The sequence below is a fragment of the Nonomuraea sp. NPDC047529 genome, from assembly GCF_040642995.1.
Taxonomy (GTDB): Bacteria; Actinomycetota; Actinomycetes; order Streptosporangiales; family Streptosporangiaceae; genus Nonomuraea.
Window position 1 is genome coordinate 1 of sequence record NZ_JBEYTJ010000024.1, and the last position, 14,084, is coordinate 14,084.

The window sequence follows — 14,084 nt, forward strand, 5'->3', positions numbered from 1 at the left end:
TGCGGCGTCGCTCTGGGCGCCCCGGTCTGGGCGCTGGCGTGGTTGTGGCGGCCCGCCCGGGCGTCGTGCCCCCCCCGCCGCGCGCGGCCCCCCGTAACCCGCCTCACCTGCGTCCCGCATTCTGGACAGAACCGGATGCGGGGCCCGGACTCCGTAGACTGTCAGGGTGATTTCCCGTATTGACATGCGCGGTTCCCTCCCCGAGAACCTGCGCGACGTGCTGCCACGCGCCGAGCTCGACGTCGAGGCCGCCCTGGAGAAGGTGCGGCCCATCTGCGACGACGTGCGCCATCGCGGGGCGGCAGCCGTACGGGAGCTGACCGCCAGGTTCGACGGTGTCGAGATCGCCTCCGCCCGCGTCCCCGCCGACGCGATCCGCCGGGCGCTCGACGAGCTCGACCCCCGGGTCCGGGCCGCGCTGGAGGAGTCGATCAGGCGGGCCAGGCTGGTCCACCGCGACCAGCGCCGCTCCGACACCACCACGCAGGTCGTGCCCGGCGGCACGGTCACCGAGCGCTGGGTGCCGGTCGACCGCGTGGGCCTCTACGTGCCCGGCGGCCGGGCCGTCTACCCCTCCAGCGTGGTCATGAACGTCGTCCCCGCCCAGGAGGCGGGCGTCGCCTCGCTGGCGGTCACCAGCCCCGCCCAGAAGGAGTTCGGCGGGCTGCCCCACCCCACCATCCTGGCCGCGTGCGCGCTGCTCGGCGTCGACGAGGTCTACTCCGTGGGCGGGGCGCAGGCCGTGGCCATGTTCGCCTACGGCACCGAGGAGTGCGCGCCCGCGACCATGGTGACCGGCCCCGGCAACATCTGGGTCGCCGCCGCCAAGCGCCTGCTCAAGGGCCGCATCGGCATCGACTCCGAGGCCGGTCCCACCGAGATCGCCATCCTGGCCGACGAGACCGCCGACCCGGTGCACGTCGCCGCCGACCTGATCAGCCAGGCCGAGCACGACACGATCGCCGCCGCCGTCCTGGTCACCACCAGCCCCGAGCTGGCCGAGGCGGTCGAGAAGGAGCTGCCGGGCCAGGTCTCGGCCACCCGCCACTCCGAGCGCATCACCGAGGCGCTGGGCGGCCGGCAGTCGGGCATCGTGCTGGTCTCCTCGATCGACGACGGCCTCAAGGTCGTCGACGCGTACGCGGCCGAGCACCTGGAGATCCACACCGCCGGCGCGGCCGAGGTCGCGGCCAGGGTGCGCAACGCCGGGGCGATCTTCGTCGGCACCTACGCGCCGGTCTCGCTCGGCGACTACCTCGCCGGGTCCAACCACGTGCTGCCCACGGGTGGCTGCGCCTGCCACTCCAGCGGCCTGTCGGTGCAGTCGTTCCTGCGCGGCATCCACGTCGTCGACTACACCCGCGAGGCGCTGGCCCAGGCGGCGGCCCACGTGTCGGTGCTGGCCGACGCCGAAGACCTGCCGGCGCACGGCGCCGCGATCCGCGCCCGCTTCGACTGGCGAGTCCCCACGGAGTCAGAGTGAATCCCGCCGACGTGACGCTCGACGACCTGCCCATCCGCGACGACCTGAAGGGCCGCTCGCCCTACGGCGCGCCGCAGATCGACGTGCCAGTCCGGCTCAACACCAACGAGAACCCCTATCCGCCCTCGCCCGCGCTGGTCGCCGACCTGGCCGAGGCCGTCGCCGCGAACGCGGGCGAGCTCAACCGCTACCCCGACCGCGACGCGACGCGGCTGCGCGCCGAGCTGGCCGCCTACCTGGGCCACGGGCTGAGCCCCGACCAGGTGTGGGCGGCCAACGGCTCCAACGAGGTGCTCCAGCAGATCCTGCAGGCCTTCGGCGGCCACGGGCGCACCGCGATCGGGTTCGAGCCGTCGTACTCGATGCACCCGATCCTCACCACCGGCACCAGCACCGAGTGGATCGGCGCCCTGCGCGAGGACGACTTCTCGCTCGACCCCGGCAAGGCCGTCGCGGCGATCGAGGAGCACCGGCCCGACATCGTCTTCCTGGCCTCGCCCAACAACCCGACCGGCACCGCGCAGCCGCTGTCGACGATCGAGGCGGTGCTCGCCGCCGCCCCGGGCGTGGTGGTGATCGACGAGGCCTACGCCGAGTTCGCCCGCGAGGGCACCCCGTCGGCGCTGACGCTGCTGCCGCGCCACCCCAGGCTGATCGTCACCCGCACGATGTCCAAGGCGTTCGCCATGGCCGGCACGCGGCTGGGCTACCTGGCCGCGCATCCGGCCGTGGTGCAGGCGCTGCTGCTGGTGCGGCTGCCGTACCACCTGTCCACGCTCACCCAGACGGCCGCGCGCGTCGCCCTGCGCCATCGCGACGAGCTGCTCGGCACGGTCGACGCGCTGCGCGCGGAGCGGGATGCCACGGTCGCGTGGCTGCGCGGCAAGGGGCTGTCGGTGGCCGACTCCGACGCCAACTTCGTGCTGTTCGGGCGGTTCCCCGACCGGCGCGCGGTGTGGGAGGGGCTGCTGGCGCACGGCGTGCTCATCCGCGAGGTGGGCCCGCCAGAATGGCTGCGTGTGTCGATCGGCACCGGCGAGGAGATGGCGGCCTTCCGCGCCGCGATGGAGGAGGTTCTGTGAGTCGCGTAGGGCGCGTGGAGCGGGCAACGAAGGAGACCTCGGTCCTGGTCGAGGTTGGCCTCGACGGCACCGGCCTGGTCGACGTCTCGACCGGGGTGGGCTTCTTCGACCACATGCTGGCCCAGCTCGGCAAGCACGGTCTGTTCGACCTGACCGTCAAGACCGAGGGCGACCTGCATATCGACGCCCACCACACGATCGAGGACACCGCGCTGGCGCTCGGCGCGGCCTTCCGCCAGGCGCTGGGCGACAAGTCCGGCATCCGGCGGTTCGGCAGCGCGTCGTGCCCGCTGGACGAGTCGCTGGCCCAGGTCACGGTCGACCTGTCCGGGCGGCCGTACCTCGTGCACAGCGAGCCCGAGGGCATGGCCCCGATGATCGGCCCCGACTACGACACGACGATGACCCGGCACATCCTGGAGTCGCTGGTGGCCCAGGCGGCCATCTGCCTGCACGTGCACGTGCCGTACGGGCGTAACGCCCATCACATCGTCGAGGCCCAGTTCAAGGCGCTGGCCAGGGCGCTGCGCGAGGCGTCCGAGCTCGACCCGCGCGCCTCGGGCGTGCCGAGTACCAAGGGCGTGCTGTGACCGACAATCTCATCGCCGGCGTGATGGTGTTCCTCGGCCTGTTCCTCGGCGGAGGCGTGTTCTCGCTGGCCAAGCAGGGTCTCAAGGTGGGCGCCGCGGTCTGCGCGGTCGGCGCGGCGATGGCGATCACGGCGGGGGTGTTGTGGTGGTGAGCAAGAACATCGTGGTGCTCGACTACGGCTCGGGCAACCTGCGCTCGGCCGAGCGGGCCCTGGCCAGGGTCGGCGCGGACGTCACCGTGACCGCCGACTTCGACGCGGCCCTCGACGCCGACGGGCTGGTCGTGCCGGGCGTCGGCGCGTTCGCGGCCTGCATGGCCGGGCTCAAGGCCGTCCACGGCGACCGGGTCATCGGCCGCCGCCTGGCCGGCGGGCGTCCGGTGCTGGGCATCTGCGTCGGCATGCAGATCCTGTTCGCCAGGGGCGTCGAGCACGGCGTCGAGACCGAGGGCTGCGGCGAGTGGCCGGGCACGGTCGAGCGGCTGGAGGCGCCCGTGCTGCCGCACATGGGGTGGAACACGGTCAAGGCGCCCGCCGACAGCGTGCTGTTCGCCGGGCTCGACGCCGACACCCGCTTCTACTTCGTGCACTCCTACGGCGTGCGCGAGTGGGAGCTCCACCCGGCCGACCAGGGCTTCGCCGCGCCCGTGGTGACCTGGGCCGAGCACGGCGTGCCGTTCGTGGCCGCCGCAGAGAACGGCCCGCTCATGGCCACCCAGTTCCACCCCGAGAAGTCCGGCGACGCCGGAGCCGCCCTGCTGAGGAACTGGCTAGAGACGGTATGAGCAAGGAGCGGGCGCGCCGGCGGGCCGTGCGGGAGGCCGAGCGGGCGCGCGCGATCCGGCTCAACGAGGAGCGGCAGGCGCGCCGGGCCCGGCGCCGCGCCCTGACCGCCCGCCTGATCCCGCGTCCGGTCAGGTTCGCCCGGCAGGGCGGCCTGATCGCCCGCCGCCACCGCGCCCAGAACGTCGCGGTGGCGCTCGGCTTCCTGATCGTGCAGGCGATCGTGTGGCTGGTGTGGGGCTCGCCGGCGCTGAGCCTCGCCGTGTTCGTCTTCTCCCTGCTGCTCGCACCCGTTGTCGTGACCCTCGCTTTCGACCGGAGGACCTGAATGTCGCTCGTATTGCTGCCCGCCGTGGATGTGGCCGATGGCCAGGCCGTACGCCTCGTGCAGGGGGAGGCCGGGACCGAGACCGGCTTCGGCGAGCCGCTCGCCGCGGCGCTGGCCTGGCAGCAGGCGGGCGCCGAGTGGGTCCATCTGGTCGACCTCGACGCCGCCTTCGGCAGGGGCTCCAACAAGGAGCTGATCAGCGAGGTGATCGGCAAGCTCGACGTCGACGTGGAGCTGTCGGGCGGCATCCGCGACGACGAGTCGCTGGCCGCCGCCCTTTCCACCGGCTGCCGCCGGGTCAACATCGGCACCGCCGCCCTGGAGAACCCCGACTGGTGCCGCAAGATCATCGCCGAGCACGGCGACCGGATCGCCGTCGGCCTCGACGTGCGCGGCACCACGCTGGCCGCCCGCGGCTGGACGAAGGAGGGCGGCGACCTGTGGGAGGTGCTCGACCGCCTGGAGGCCGACGGCTGCCCCCGCTACGTCGTCACGGACGTGACCAAGGACGGCATGCTCCAGGGCCCCAACCTCGACCTCTACCGGCGTATCTGCGCACGCACCGACAAGCCCGTGATCGCCAGTGGCGGAGTGTCCAGTCTTGACGACCTGGTGGCACTGGCTTCTCTCGTCCCGGACGGAGTGGAGGGAGCCATCGTGGGCAGGGCCCTGTACGCTCACGCGTTCACTCTGGAGGACGCGCTGGCCGCGGTACGCGTTTAGCTTCGCCGGGAGGGGGCGGAATGAGCGTCAGCATGGAAAGCACCGGTCCGAGGGTGTTTTCGGGCGGCATCTGGGAGGAGAAGTACGGCTACGCCCGCGCCGTGGTCGTGGGAGAGCGGGTGATCGTGTCCGGGTGCACGGCCACGATCGACGGCGAGGTGCGTCACGTCGGCGACGCCTACCGGCAGAGCCTGACCGCCATCGACATCGCGCTCGACGCCGTCGAGGTCGGCGGCCTGACCCGCGAGGACGTCGTCATGGTCCGCTACTACGTGGTGGAGCAGCGCCACTTCGACCTCGTCGGCCGGGCCATCTACGAGGTCTTCGGGCACGTGCGGCCCGCCTGCACAGGAGTGAGGGTCGCCGGGCTGGTCGACCCTCGAATGCTGGTCGAGATCGAAATCGAGGCACTACGAGCATGACCGTAGCGGTAAGAGTGATCCCCTGTCTCGACGTCGACGCCGGACGGGTCGTCAAGGGCGTCAACTTCGAGAACATGCGCGACGCGGGAGATCCGGTCGAACTGGCCAGGCGCTACGACGAGGAGGGCGCCGACGAGCTGACCTTCCTCGACATCACCGCGTCGTCGGGCGAGCGGGAGACCATGCTCGACGTGGTGCGCCGCACCGCCGAGCAGGTGTTCATCCCGCTCACCGTGGGCGGCGGCGTGCGCGCGGTCGACGACGTCAACCGGCTGCTGCGGGCCGGGGCCGACAAGGTGTCCCTGAACACCGCGGCGATCGCCAGGCCCGAGCTGCTGACCGAGGCGTCGCGGCGGTTCGGCGCGCAGTGCGTGGTGCTGTCGGTCGACGCGCGCCGGGCGCCGGGCATGCCCAGCGGGTTCGAGGTGACCACCCACGGCGGCCGGCGCGGCACGGGCATCGACGCCGTGGAGTGGTCGGCGCGCGGCGAGGAGCTGGGCGTGGGCGAGATCCTGCTCAACTCGATGGACGGCGACGGCACCCTCGACGGCTACGACCTGGAGCTGCTGCGCGCGGTGCGCACGGCGGTGCGGGTGCCGGTGATCGCCAGCGGCGGGGCCGGCCGGCTGGAGGACTTCCCACCGGCGATCGCGGCCGGGGCCGACGCCGTGCTGGCCGCGAGCGTGTTCCACTTCGGCACGCTGAAGATCGGCGACGTCAAGGAGACGCTGCGGATGGCGGGCCACCCGGTCCGCTGAGACCGCCCGCCGGCCCCGCCCGCGCGAGGCCGGCGGCCGGTTCAGAACACCCGCATGTGGTGGTAGAGCTCGTAGGAGACGTCCTGGGCGGCGAACGCGGCCGCCTCCGAACGCTTGACCGCCAGGTACGCCTCGCGCCGCAACGGCCCGAGCGCCTCCATGAGCACCTCGTCGGCCTCCAGCGCGTCGAGCGCCTCCTCCAGCGAGCCGGGCAGGCGCTGGTAGCGGCCGGGCAGGGTGTCGGGATCGACGTCCACGGCCTCGCCCGGGTCGAGCTTGCGCCGGATGCCGTCGAGCCCGGCGTGGATGACCGCGCCGAGCGACAGGTACGGGTTGGCCGAGGAGTCCGACGGCTTCAGCTCCAGGTTCGGCTCGCCGCTCTCGCCCAGCGGCGAGCACACGCGCACGGCCGCCTCCCGGTTGTCGGGGCCGTAGACCGCGTACGCGCTGGACCACATGCGGGGCGCGAGCCGGCGGAAGCTGTTGACGCTGCCGCAGGTCAGGGCGGTCAGGGCGGGCAGGTGGGCGATCAGGCCGCCGATGAAGCCCGTCCGCGCGTCGCCGTCCTCGGCGAACAGGTTCCGGGTGTCGCGCCACAGCGACAGGTGCAGGTGGGCGCCGTTGCCGGCCTGGTCGGCCAGGGGTTTGGGAGCCAGCGAGGCCCACATCGACATGCGCATCGCCACGCCGCGCACGGTCTCGCGGTAGAGCACGTGGTTGTCGGCGGCGCGCAGCGCCGGAGCATGGCGCACCGACAGCTCCTGCTGGCCGGGGCCGAGCTCGGGATGGTAGTGCTCGACGCGCAGGCCCTGGGTCTCCAGGGCGCGGACGAGCTTGATCGCGTAGTCGTGCGCGGTGTCGAAGCCGGTGTTGGCATTGCAGAGAGTGTCGTCGAGCGGCACCAGCCGGTCGGGGCCGCCACCGGGGTCGGGCAGGCGGCGGCCCAGCGTGAACTCGGGCTCGAAGGCCGCCTCGATCCGGTAGCCGTCGGCGGCCAGCTCCGCCACGGCGTCCTTGAGGAACGTGCGGGCGCAGGCTTCCCAGGGTGAGCCGTCGGGACGGCGAAGGTCCGACAGCATCGCGGCGGCGCCCGGCGCATGGGGCAACAGGACGAACGTGGCGGGGTCGGGGACAATGCGAACCTCACCCACCGGACCCAGATGCTCGACCTCCTGGAGCTGGTCGAGCATGTTCATCGCCATCATGGCCACCGTGTGCCCGATGCCCGAGTTGAGCCGTTCGGCCAGCCGGGACCGGGACGCCGCCTTGCCACGGACCACGCCACCGTGGTCGGCGTACAGGAAACGGATCAGCTCGACGCCCTCAAGCTCGGCCCGTTCGAGGACGCGCCGGGCCTGCGGATCGAGCTGATTGATCTTGGTGCCGCTGGGGCGATCTCTCATCCTGCCTGCGTAACACGATCTGTCAGCGCGTGGAAGCACCCAGCGCGGACAGAACGCGAACGTCAGGTCAGAACGTTCGTAAAGAAGACCGCCAATTGGTTGGCTCCTTGGACAATTCCATCAAACACGCCGTTGACCGCGGCCGCCGCCTGGGCCGGCCGGGTGAACAGGTAGAAGACCACGAACGCCACCAGAACGTACGTAGCCACCTTCTTGACCTGCATGGGGGGCCTCCTGCAGTCCATTCCCAGCCGTATATACCCGGATCTGGGCGATCACGGTCATCTTCTGTGAAGATGTCCAAGATCCTAACCGGGGGGCTTCTTTCCTGTGCCATCGTACGTGCTGAAGGTTTAAGACGAAGGGTTTCTGCGCCGAGGGTTTCGGTCAGAATCCGAGCCGGGCTTCGGTTGCCCGGGTCACCGCCGGGTCGTCGCCGGTCAGCTCCACCCTGGCGTGCGCCTGCCGGCCGAAGCAGAACAGCAGGAGCTCCTGGGCCGTGCCGGTGACCTGCACCTTGGCGCCCTCCCGCGCCCCGCCGAGCGCGACCCCGCCGCCGGTGCGGCGCAGCACCAGCCGCACGGGCGAGCGGCGCAGCATGAGCCGGGCGCCCGCCGCCACCCGCTTCCAGATGAGCCGGTCGAGGTCGGCCGGCAGCTCGCGGGGCTCCCATCCGGGCTGGGCGCGGCGCACGTCCTCGTGGTGGACGAAGAACTCCAGCGTGTTGACCGCCGTGTCGAGGAAGGGCAGCAGCCCGTAGACGCCGCCCGGCCGGCGCACGATGCCCACCAGCTCGGGGTAGGGGTGCTTGGCCTTCAGGCCGTTCTGGACCGAGGCGGTGTAGCCCGCCAGCGCGGAGATCCCGATGCCGCCCATGGCGTCCGGCCGGCGCTCGCGCAGCACGAGGTGGGCGGCCAGGTCGTAGGTGTTCCACCTCTCGCACAGGGTGGGCGCGCCGGGGCCGAGCCGGTCGAACAGGTCGCAGAGCGCGGCGCGTTCGCCACGAGCGTGAGTCACCCGGCCAAGCCTACCTGTGGGAATAAGGAGCTGATCTGACGTGATAGGGACATAGATAGAAATTTCGACGTTTGAAGGGAAAAATACCGAGTGGCGAGCAAGGTCACCTCGGCCGTCATGCGTCAAGGGCTGCGTGTCCTTGGGGTGGCCATTCGCACGGAGAGAGCCGTGTTCGCGATGGCCGCGCTGGCCAGCGCGGTCTACGGCGGCATGACCGTCGCCTCCGCCTGGGCACTGGGCTGGGCGACGCAGAACGTGGTGCTGCCCGCCTTCGACCGGGGCGAGACCGCCGCCGGCGCCCTGTGGACCGGGGCCGCGCTCATCGTCGGCACCGCGCTGCTGAAGGCGATCGGCGTGGCCGGACGCCGCATCCTGGCCGGCGTCGTGCAGTACCGCATGCAGGCCAGGTCGCGCAGGGACGTGACCAAGCAGTACCTGCGGCTGCCGCTGTCCTGGCACCACCAGCACCCGACCGGGCAACTGCTGTCCAACGCCAGCGCCGACGCCGAGGCCGCCTGGGCGCCGCTCGCGCCGCTGCCGATGGCCGTCGGCGTGCTGGTCATGCTGTTCACCGCGGCCATCGCCATGGTCTTCACCGACCTCGTGCTCGCCCTGGTGGGCTTCCTGATCTTCCCGGCCATCGCCGTGCTGAACCTGATCTACCAGCGCAGGCTCAGCCCCCTGGCCACCCGCGCCCAGCAACTGCGCGCCGAGGTCAGCGAGATCGCCCACGAGAGCTTCGACGGCGCGCTGGTCATCAAGACCCTCGGCCGCGAGGAGCTGGAGACCGACCGCTTCCGCCGCCGCGCCCACGAGCTGCGCGACGCCAACATCGCCGTCGGCCGGGTGCGCGGGCTGTTCGACCCCATGCTGGAGGCGCTGCCCACGATCGGCGTGCTGGCCGTGCTCGGGGTCGGCGCGCTGCGCCTGTCCACGGGCGCGATCGACTCCGGCGACCTGGTGCAGGTCGCCTACCTGTTCACGCTGCTGGCCTTCCCGATCAGGGCGCTGGGCTGGGTGCTGGCCGAGCTGCCGCGCAGCGTCGTCGGCTGGCAGCGGGTGCAGGCCGTGCTCGACGCCGAAGGCTCCATGGACTACGGCGACACGCCGGTGGCCTCGTCCGGGCCCGCCGAGCTCAAGGTCGCCGGCGTGTCCTACGCCTACGGCCAGGCCGAGGTGCTGCACGACGTCACCTTCGACGTGCCGCCCGGCCGTACCGTGGCCCTCGTCGGGCCGACCGGGTCGGGCAAGTCGACGCTGGTGCAGCTTCTCGCCCGGCTCGTCGACCCCGCCTCCGGGCAGGTGCTGCTCGACGGCGTGGACGTGCGCGACCTGCCCTACGGCGCCATCGCCGCCTCCGCCGCGCTGGTGCCCCAGCAGACGTTCCTGTTCGACGACACCGTACGCGGCAACGTCGCGCTCGGCCTGGACACCGGCGACGAGGACGTGTGGGCGGCGCTGCGCCTGGCCCAGGCCGACGGCTTCGTCGGCCGCCTGGGCGACGGCCTGGACACCCGCGTCGGCGAGCGCGGCGCGTCGCTGTCCGGCGGCCAGCGCCAGCGCATCGCCCTGGCCCGCGCGGTCGTCCGCCGCCCGCGCCTGCTCATCCTGGACGACGCCACCTCCAGCGTGGACCCCCAGGTCGAGGCCAGAATCCTGCACGGGCTGCGGGACACCGCGCACGCCTCCACCGTCGTCGTCGTCGCCTACCGCATGGCCACCATCGCCCTGGCCGACGAGGTGGTCTACCTCGACCACGGCCGGGTCGTGGACCGCGGGACCCACGAGGAGCTGCTCGTACGCTGCCTCGGATACCGCAACCTGGTGACCGCCTACGAGCGCGAGGAGGCCGAACGGGCCGCCATCGACCTGGCCCCGGCCCAGGACGCCGAAGAGGAAGAGGAAGAGGTCAGCGCATGAGCGAGGCGCTCCAGGGCAACGTCGAGCGGTCCGCGCTGGCCACCATCTGGCACGGCCTGTCGCTCACCCCCGAGTTCCGCAAGGGGCTGGCCGGCACGCTGGGGCTGGCCGTCGTGGCGACCGTCGGCAAGATCATCGTGCCCGTCGCGGTGCAGCAGACGATCGACACCGGCATCAAGTCCGGCACGCCGGACCTGCCGTACATCACCCGGGCCGTCCTGGTGTGCGCCGCGGCGGTGGTGCTGACCGCGCTGGCCGGCTACATCATGAACGTGCGCCTCTACAAGGCCACCGAGTCCTCGCTGGCCAGCCTGCGCGTCCGCGGGTTCCGGCACGTGCACGACCTGTCGGTGCTCACCCAGAACAGCGAGCGGCGCGGCGCGCTGGTCTCGCGGGTCACCAACGACATCGACCAGATCAGCACGTTCATGCAGTGGGGCGGGTTGATGATCATCGTGGCGTTCGGCCAGCTCTTCGTGGCCAGCGTGCTCATGCTGGTCTACTCCTGGCAGCTCACGCTCCTGGTGTGGGCGTGCTTCGTCCCGCTGGTGATCGCGCTGCCGCGCTTCCAGCGGTTGTTGTCGCGGGCGTACACGACCGTGCGCGAGCGCACCGGCGACATGCTCGCCGCGGTCAGCGAGTCCGTCGTCGGCGCCGCCGTCATCAGGGCCTACGCCTCCGAGCGGCGCACCGCCGAACGCATCGACAGGTCCGTGGACGCCAACAGGGCCGCGCAGATCAAGGCCCAGACCATCGTGGGCTTCGTCTTCCCGCTGACCGAGATCGTGGCCGCGCTGGCCATCGCCGGGATCGTGCTGCTCGGGGTCAGGCTCGGGGTGTCCGGCGACATCACCGCGGGCAAGCTGGTGGCCTTCCTCTTCCTGGTCACGCTGTTCGTCTCGCCGCTGCAGACCGCCACCGAGGTGCTGAACGAGGCCCAGAACGCGGTGGCCGGGTACCGCCGCATCCTGGGCGTCCTGGACACCCCGCCGGACGTCGCCGACCCCGGTGAGAAGGGCGTGCTGCTGCCCCGGGGCCCGATCTCGGTGGCCTTCGAGAACGTGCACTTCTCCTACCCGGGCGGGCCGCCCGTGCTGCGCGAGGTCTCGCTGGAGATCCCGCCGCGCTCGCGGATCGCCGTCGTGGGCGAGACCGGGTCGGGCAAGACCACGTTCGCCAAGCTGCTGACCCGGCTCATGGACCCCGTCGGGGGCCGCGTCACCGTGGACGGCCACGACCTGCGCGACGTGCGCTTCTCCTCCCTGCGCGAACGCATCGTCATGGTCCCCCAGGACGGCTTCCTGTTCGACGGCACCCTGGAGGACAACGTCCGGTACGGCAGGCCGCCGGCGACCCGCGAGGAGATCCAGCTCGCGATGACCGAGCTCGGCCTGGCCGACTGGGTCGAGGGCCTGCCCGCGGGCCTGGACACGCCCGTCGGCCAGCGCGGCGAGTCGCTGTCGGCCGGGGAGCGCCAGCTCGTCGCCCTGGCCCGCGCCTACCTCGCCGACCCCGACCTGCTGCTGCTGGACGAGGCCACCTCGGCCGTCGACCCGGCCACCGAGGTGCGCCTGGCCCGCGCGCTGGAGGGCGTCACCAGGGGCCGTACCGCCGTCTCGATCGCCCACCGGCTCTCGACGGCGGAGAACGCCGACGAGGTGCTGGTGTTCGACGCCGGACGCCTGGTGCAGCGCGGCCCGCACGCCGAGCTGGTCAGCCGGCCCGGCGTCTACGCCGGTCTGCACGCCTCCTGGGTCTCGGCGGCACACTCCTAGCCAGGTGCGACGGTTTCCCGGTCGGGTGCGACGGCTTCTCGTCGAGCGCGGCGGCTCCTAGTCGAGGGCGGCGGCGAACGTCACGCTCGTGCCCGCCGGGCCGGACACGATCGTGATGTGGTCGCACAACATCCGGGTCAGCCACAGCCCCCGCCCGCGGAACTCCAGCCCCGCGGGCGGGCGCGCCTCGCCCATCCAGCCGGGCGGCAGCCCCGGGCCCTGGTCGGTGACCTCGCACCACAGCCGGCCCTCGCCCGACCACAACCGCAGCCGCCCCTGGCCGCCGCCGTGCAGGACGGCGTTGGTGGTGACCTCGTTGACCGCCAGCACGAAGTCCTCCAGCCGCCGCCCGCTCAGCCCTTCGTAGGCGGCCTGCTCGGCCACGGCCCTGCGCAGGAACGTGATGCGCCCGCGCGCGAAGGTCGCGCGGAGCACCTGCCTACCCATCGCCCACCCGGCGGACGACGACGTGCGTGTCGGCCCTGACCAGCCGGAGCACCCGGGCCACCCGCTCGGCGCAGACGACCACGGTCGAGCCATAGGGCCTGGCCGCGGCCGTGACGGTCAGCAGCCGGGCCGAGCCGGCGTCGATGAAGTCGAGGTGGGAGGCGTCGATCACGACCTGCCCCGGCTCCTTCTCCAGCGGCGACAGCACCGAGCCGAACGCCGGCCTGTTGGTGAGGTCGACGTCGCCCCACACCCGCAGCCCCGGCGGAGAGGAGGTGTTGGCGAAGCGCAGCAGGGCCTGCTCGGGGGCGATGGGGTGGACGGCGGTGGCCCGTTCGATGGCGTCGAGGGGGAACAGCTCGCGGTCGTACTGGCACACCGCGGCCAGCCAGCGCTCGCCGAACAGCTCGTTGGCCGCGGCCTCGAAGGCGGCCTGGGCCTGCGCGTCGCGCGCTCCCCAGGAGGCGTCGATCAGGGCGTAGACGCCGTGCTGGCCGTGCCTGCGCGCCCGGTAGTGGGCGTCGGCCAGGCCGTGCAGCAGGCGGTCGGGGTCGAGCCGGCCGTCGGTGAAGTGCGTCTCGGCACAGGAGAGGATCTCCACCTGCCCGGCGGCCTCGGCGTCGTCGAACCCGGGGATGAGCGGCGCCAGCCAGCCCCGGGTCTGCTCCGGGGTCTCCGCATGGGTGATGATCATCACCTTGGTCCGGCGGCGCAGCCCGTTGAGCGTGAACTGCCTGGTCGTCGTCATGCGCTGCCGGTCGCCCTCGAACGGCAGGCAGACGTGGTCCCCCAGATCCGGGTCGAGGACCGAGCCCGCGACGTGCACCACGATGTGTCCTCCCTAGCACGCGTCGCCTAGAAATTACCGTGATGCCCGCGATCACGTAGCGCGTTCTCGGCAAAACACACCGTTACCCGATGCGGGCCGGTGTACGTTTTCGGCGGGGCCGCCCAGGAAGGGTCGTGAAAGGCATGGGCGTGGACGTTCTGGAGACGACGCACAGCAGGCACGGGGAGATCGTGGTGGTCGGCCTCATGGGCGAGGTCGACGTCGACAACGTCGACCGGGTCAGGAGGTGCCTCGACGAGGCGGTGGAGGCGTACGGCCCGCGGCTGGTGGTCGACCTGACCGGGTTGACCTTCATCGACACCACGGGGCTCGGGGTGCTGGTACGCCAGCTCGCCGCGTTGCGCGACAGGAACGGCACGATGGCGCTGGTGGCCTCCGACGGCCAGGTGCTGCGACGGCTGCGCAGGACGAACCTGGCGGCCCTGTTCCCGATCCACGGCACCTTGTCCGAGGCGCTGGCCCAGCCGGAGGCGGGAGCACGAGGGCGGGCTGGTTGAATGGCAA

17 protein-coding genes are annotated in these 14,084 nt (G+C 72.2%); 12 read left to right on the forward strand and 5 right to left on the reverse strand.

The features are described from left to right. Positions 1-166 precede the first annotated feature (166 nt). Genes hisD through hisF form a run of 9 tightly spaced genes read left to right on the forward strand, consistent with a single transcriptional unit; the run spans position 167 to position 6,168 of the window. A complete protein-coding gene (hisD, locus tag ABZ815_RS31560) occupies positions 167-1,483 on the forward strand; it encodes a histidinol dehydrogenase (protein ID WP_357704337.1) in 1,317 nt (438 codons plus the stop codon). After that, a complete protein-coding gene (locus ABZ815_RS31565; protein ID WP_357704339.1) occupies positions 1,480-2,565 on the forward strand; it encodes a histidinol-phosphate transaminase in 1,086 nt (361 codons plus the stop codon). The genes hisD and ABZ815_RS31565 overlap by 4 nt, the downstream gene beginning before the upstream one ends. Then, positions 2,562-3,155 (forward strand): imidazoleglycerol-phosphate dehydratase HisB, encoded by a 594-nt coding sequence (gene hisB / locus ABZ815_RS31570; protein ID WP_357704341.1) that lies wholly within the window; start codon positions 2,562-2,564, stop codon positions 3,153-3,155. Before ABZ815_RS31565 ends, hisB begins: the two co-directional genes overlap by 4 nt. Continuing rightward, positions 3,152-3,307 (forward strand): hypothetical protein, encoded by a 156-nt coding sequence (locus ABZ815_RS31575; protein ID WP_357704343.1) that lies wholly within the window; start codon positions 3,152-3,154, stop codon positions 3,305-3,307. Before hisB ends, ABZ815_RS31575 begins: the two co-directional genes overlap by 4 nt. Further along, on the forward strand, positions 3,304-3,939 hold the full coding sequence (gene hisH / locus ABZ815_RS31580) for an imidazole glycerol phosphate synthase subunit HisH (protein ID WP_357704345.1): 636 nt from the start codon (positions 3,304-3,306) through the stop codon (positions 3,937-3,939). The genes ABZ815_RS31575 and hisH overlap by 4 nt, the downstream gene beginning before the upstream one ends. Continuing rightward, on the forward strand, positions 3,936-4,265 hold the full coding sequence (locus ABZ815_RS31585; protein WP_357704347.1) for a hypothetical protein: 330 nt from the start codon (positions 3,936-3,938) through the stop codon (positions 4,263-4,265). Before hisH ends, ABZ815_RS31585 begins: the two co-directional genes overlap by 4 nt. Continuing rightward, positions 4,266-4,988, forward strand: a complete 723-nt coding sequence (gene priA, locus ABZ815_RS31590) for a bifunctional 1-(5-phosphoribosyl)-5-((5-phosphoribosylamino)methylideneamino)imidazole-4-carboxamide isomerase/phosphoribosylanthranilate isomerase PriA (RefSeq protein ID WP_357704349.1) — start codon at positions 4,266-4,268, stop codon at positions 4,986-4,988. Between the two features lie 32 nt (positions 4,989-5,020). Continuing rightward, entirely contained in the window at positions 5,021-5,410 is a 390-nt protein-coding gene (locus tag ABZ815_RS31595) for a Rid family hydrolase (RefSeq protein ID WP_352326354.1), read from the forward strand. Continuing rightward, on the forward strand, positions 5,407-6,168 hold the full coding sequence (gene hisF / locus ABZ815_RS31600; RefSeq protein ID WP_357704351.1) for an imidazole glycerol phosphate synthase subunit HisF: 762 nt from the start codon (positions 5,407-5,409) through the stop codon (positions 6,166-6,168). The genes ABZ815_RS31595 and hisF overlap by 4 nt, the downstream gene beginning before the upstream one ends. Before the next feature lie 41 nt (positions 6,169-6,209). Here hisF and ABZ815_RS31605 read toward each other — a convergent pair whose 3' ends face one another. From ABZ815_RS31605 to ABZ815_RS31615, 3 genes are all read right to left on the reverse strand, one after another. Beyond that, on the reverse strand, positions 6,210-7,571 hold the full coding sequence (locus ABZ815_RS31605) for a glutamine synthetase family protein (protein ID WP_357704353.1): 1,362 nt from the start codon (positions 7,569-7,571) through the stop codon (positions 6,210-6,212). Positions 7,572-7,633: 62 nt separating this feature from the next. Further along, a complete protein-coding gene (locus tag ABZ815_RS31610; protein ID WP_185844438.1) occupies positions 7,634-7,795 on the reverse strand; it encodes a hypothetical protein in 162 nt (53 codons plus the stop codon). Between the two features lie 163 nt (positions 7,796-7,958). Next, positions 7,959-8,588, reverse strand: a complete 630-nt coding sequence (locus ABZ815_RS31615; protein ID WP_357704355.1) for a TIGR03085 family metal-binding protein — start codon at positions 8,586-8,588, stop codon at positions 7,959-7,961. 117 nt (positions 8,589-8,705) lie between these two features. Here ABZ815_RS31615 and ABZ815_RS31620 point away from each other — a divergent pair, with 117 nt between their 5' ends. Both ABZ815_RS31620 and ABZ815_RS31625 read left to right on the forward strand, forming a co-directional pair. Beyond that, entirely contained in the window at positions 8,706-10,508 is a 1,803-nt protein-coding gene (locus tag ABZ815_RS31620) for an ABC transporter ATP-binding protein (RefSeq protein ID WP_357704621.1), read from the forward strand. Then, on the forward strand, positions 10,505-12,283 hold the full coding sequence (locus ABZ815_RS31625; RefSeq protein ID WP_357704357.1) for an ABC transporter ATP-binding protein: 1,779 nt from the start codon (positions 10,505-10,507) through the stop codon (positions 12,281-12,283). The genes ABZ815_RS31620 and ABZ815_RS31625 overlap by 4 nt, the downstream gene beginning before the upstream one ends. A gap of 57 nt (positions 12,284-12,340) precedes the next feature. On the opposite strand, the gene ABZ815_RS31630 is transcribed toward ABZ815_RS31625, so the two are convergent. Then, complete coding sequence (locus ABZ815_RS31630) at positions 12,341-12,730, reverse strand: ATP-binding protein (RefSeq protein WP_352326361.1); 390 nt, start codon at positions 12,728-12,730, stop codon at positions 12,341-12,343. Beyond that, a complete protein-coding gene (locus tag ABZ815_RS31635) occupies positions 12,723-13,559 on the reverse strand; it encodes an MEDS domain-containing protein (RefSeq protein WP_357704359.1) in 837 nt (278 codons plus the stop codon). Before ABZ815_RS31635 ends, ABZ815_RS31630 begins: the two co-directional genes overlap by 8 nt. A 143-nt stretch (positions 13,560-13,702) precedes the next feature. On the opposite strand from ABZ815_RS31635, the gene ABZ815_RS31640 reads away from it, so the two are divergent. Beyond that, positions 13,703-14,077: an STAS domain-containing protein gene (locus tag ABZ815_RS31640; protein WP_357704623.1), complete on the forward strand. Its 375-nt coding sequence runs from the start codon at positions 13,703-13,705 to the stop codon at positions 14,075-14,077. Positions 14,078-14,084: the final 7 nt, after the last annotated feature.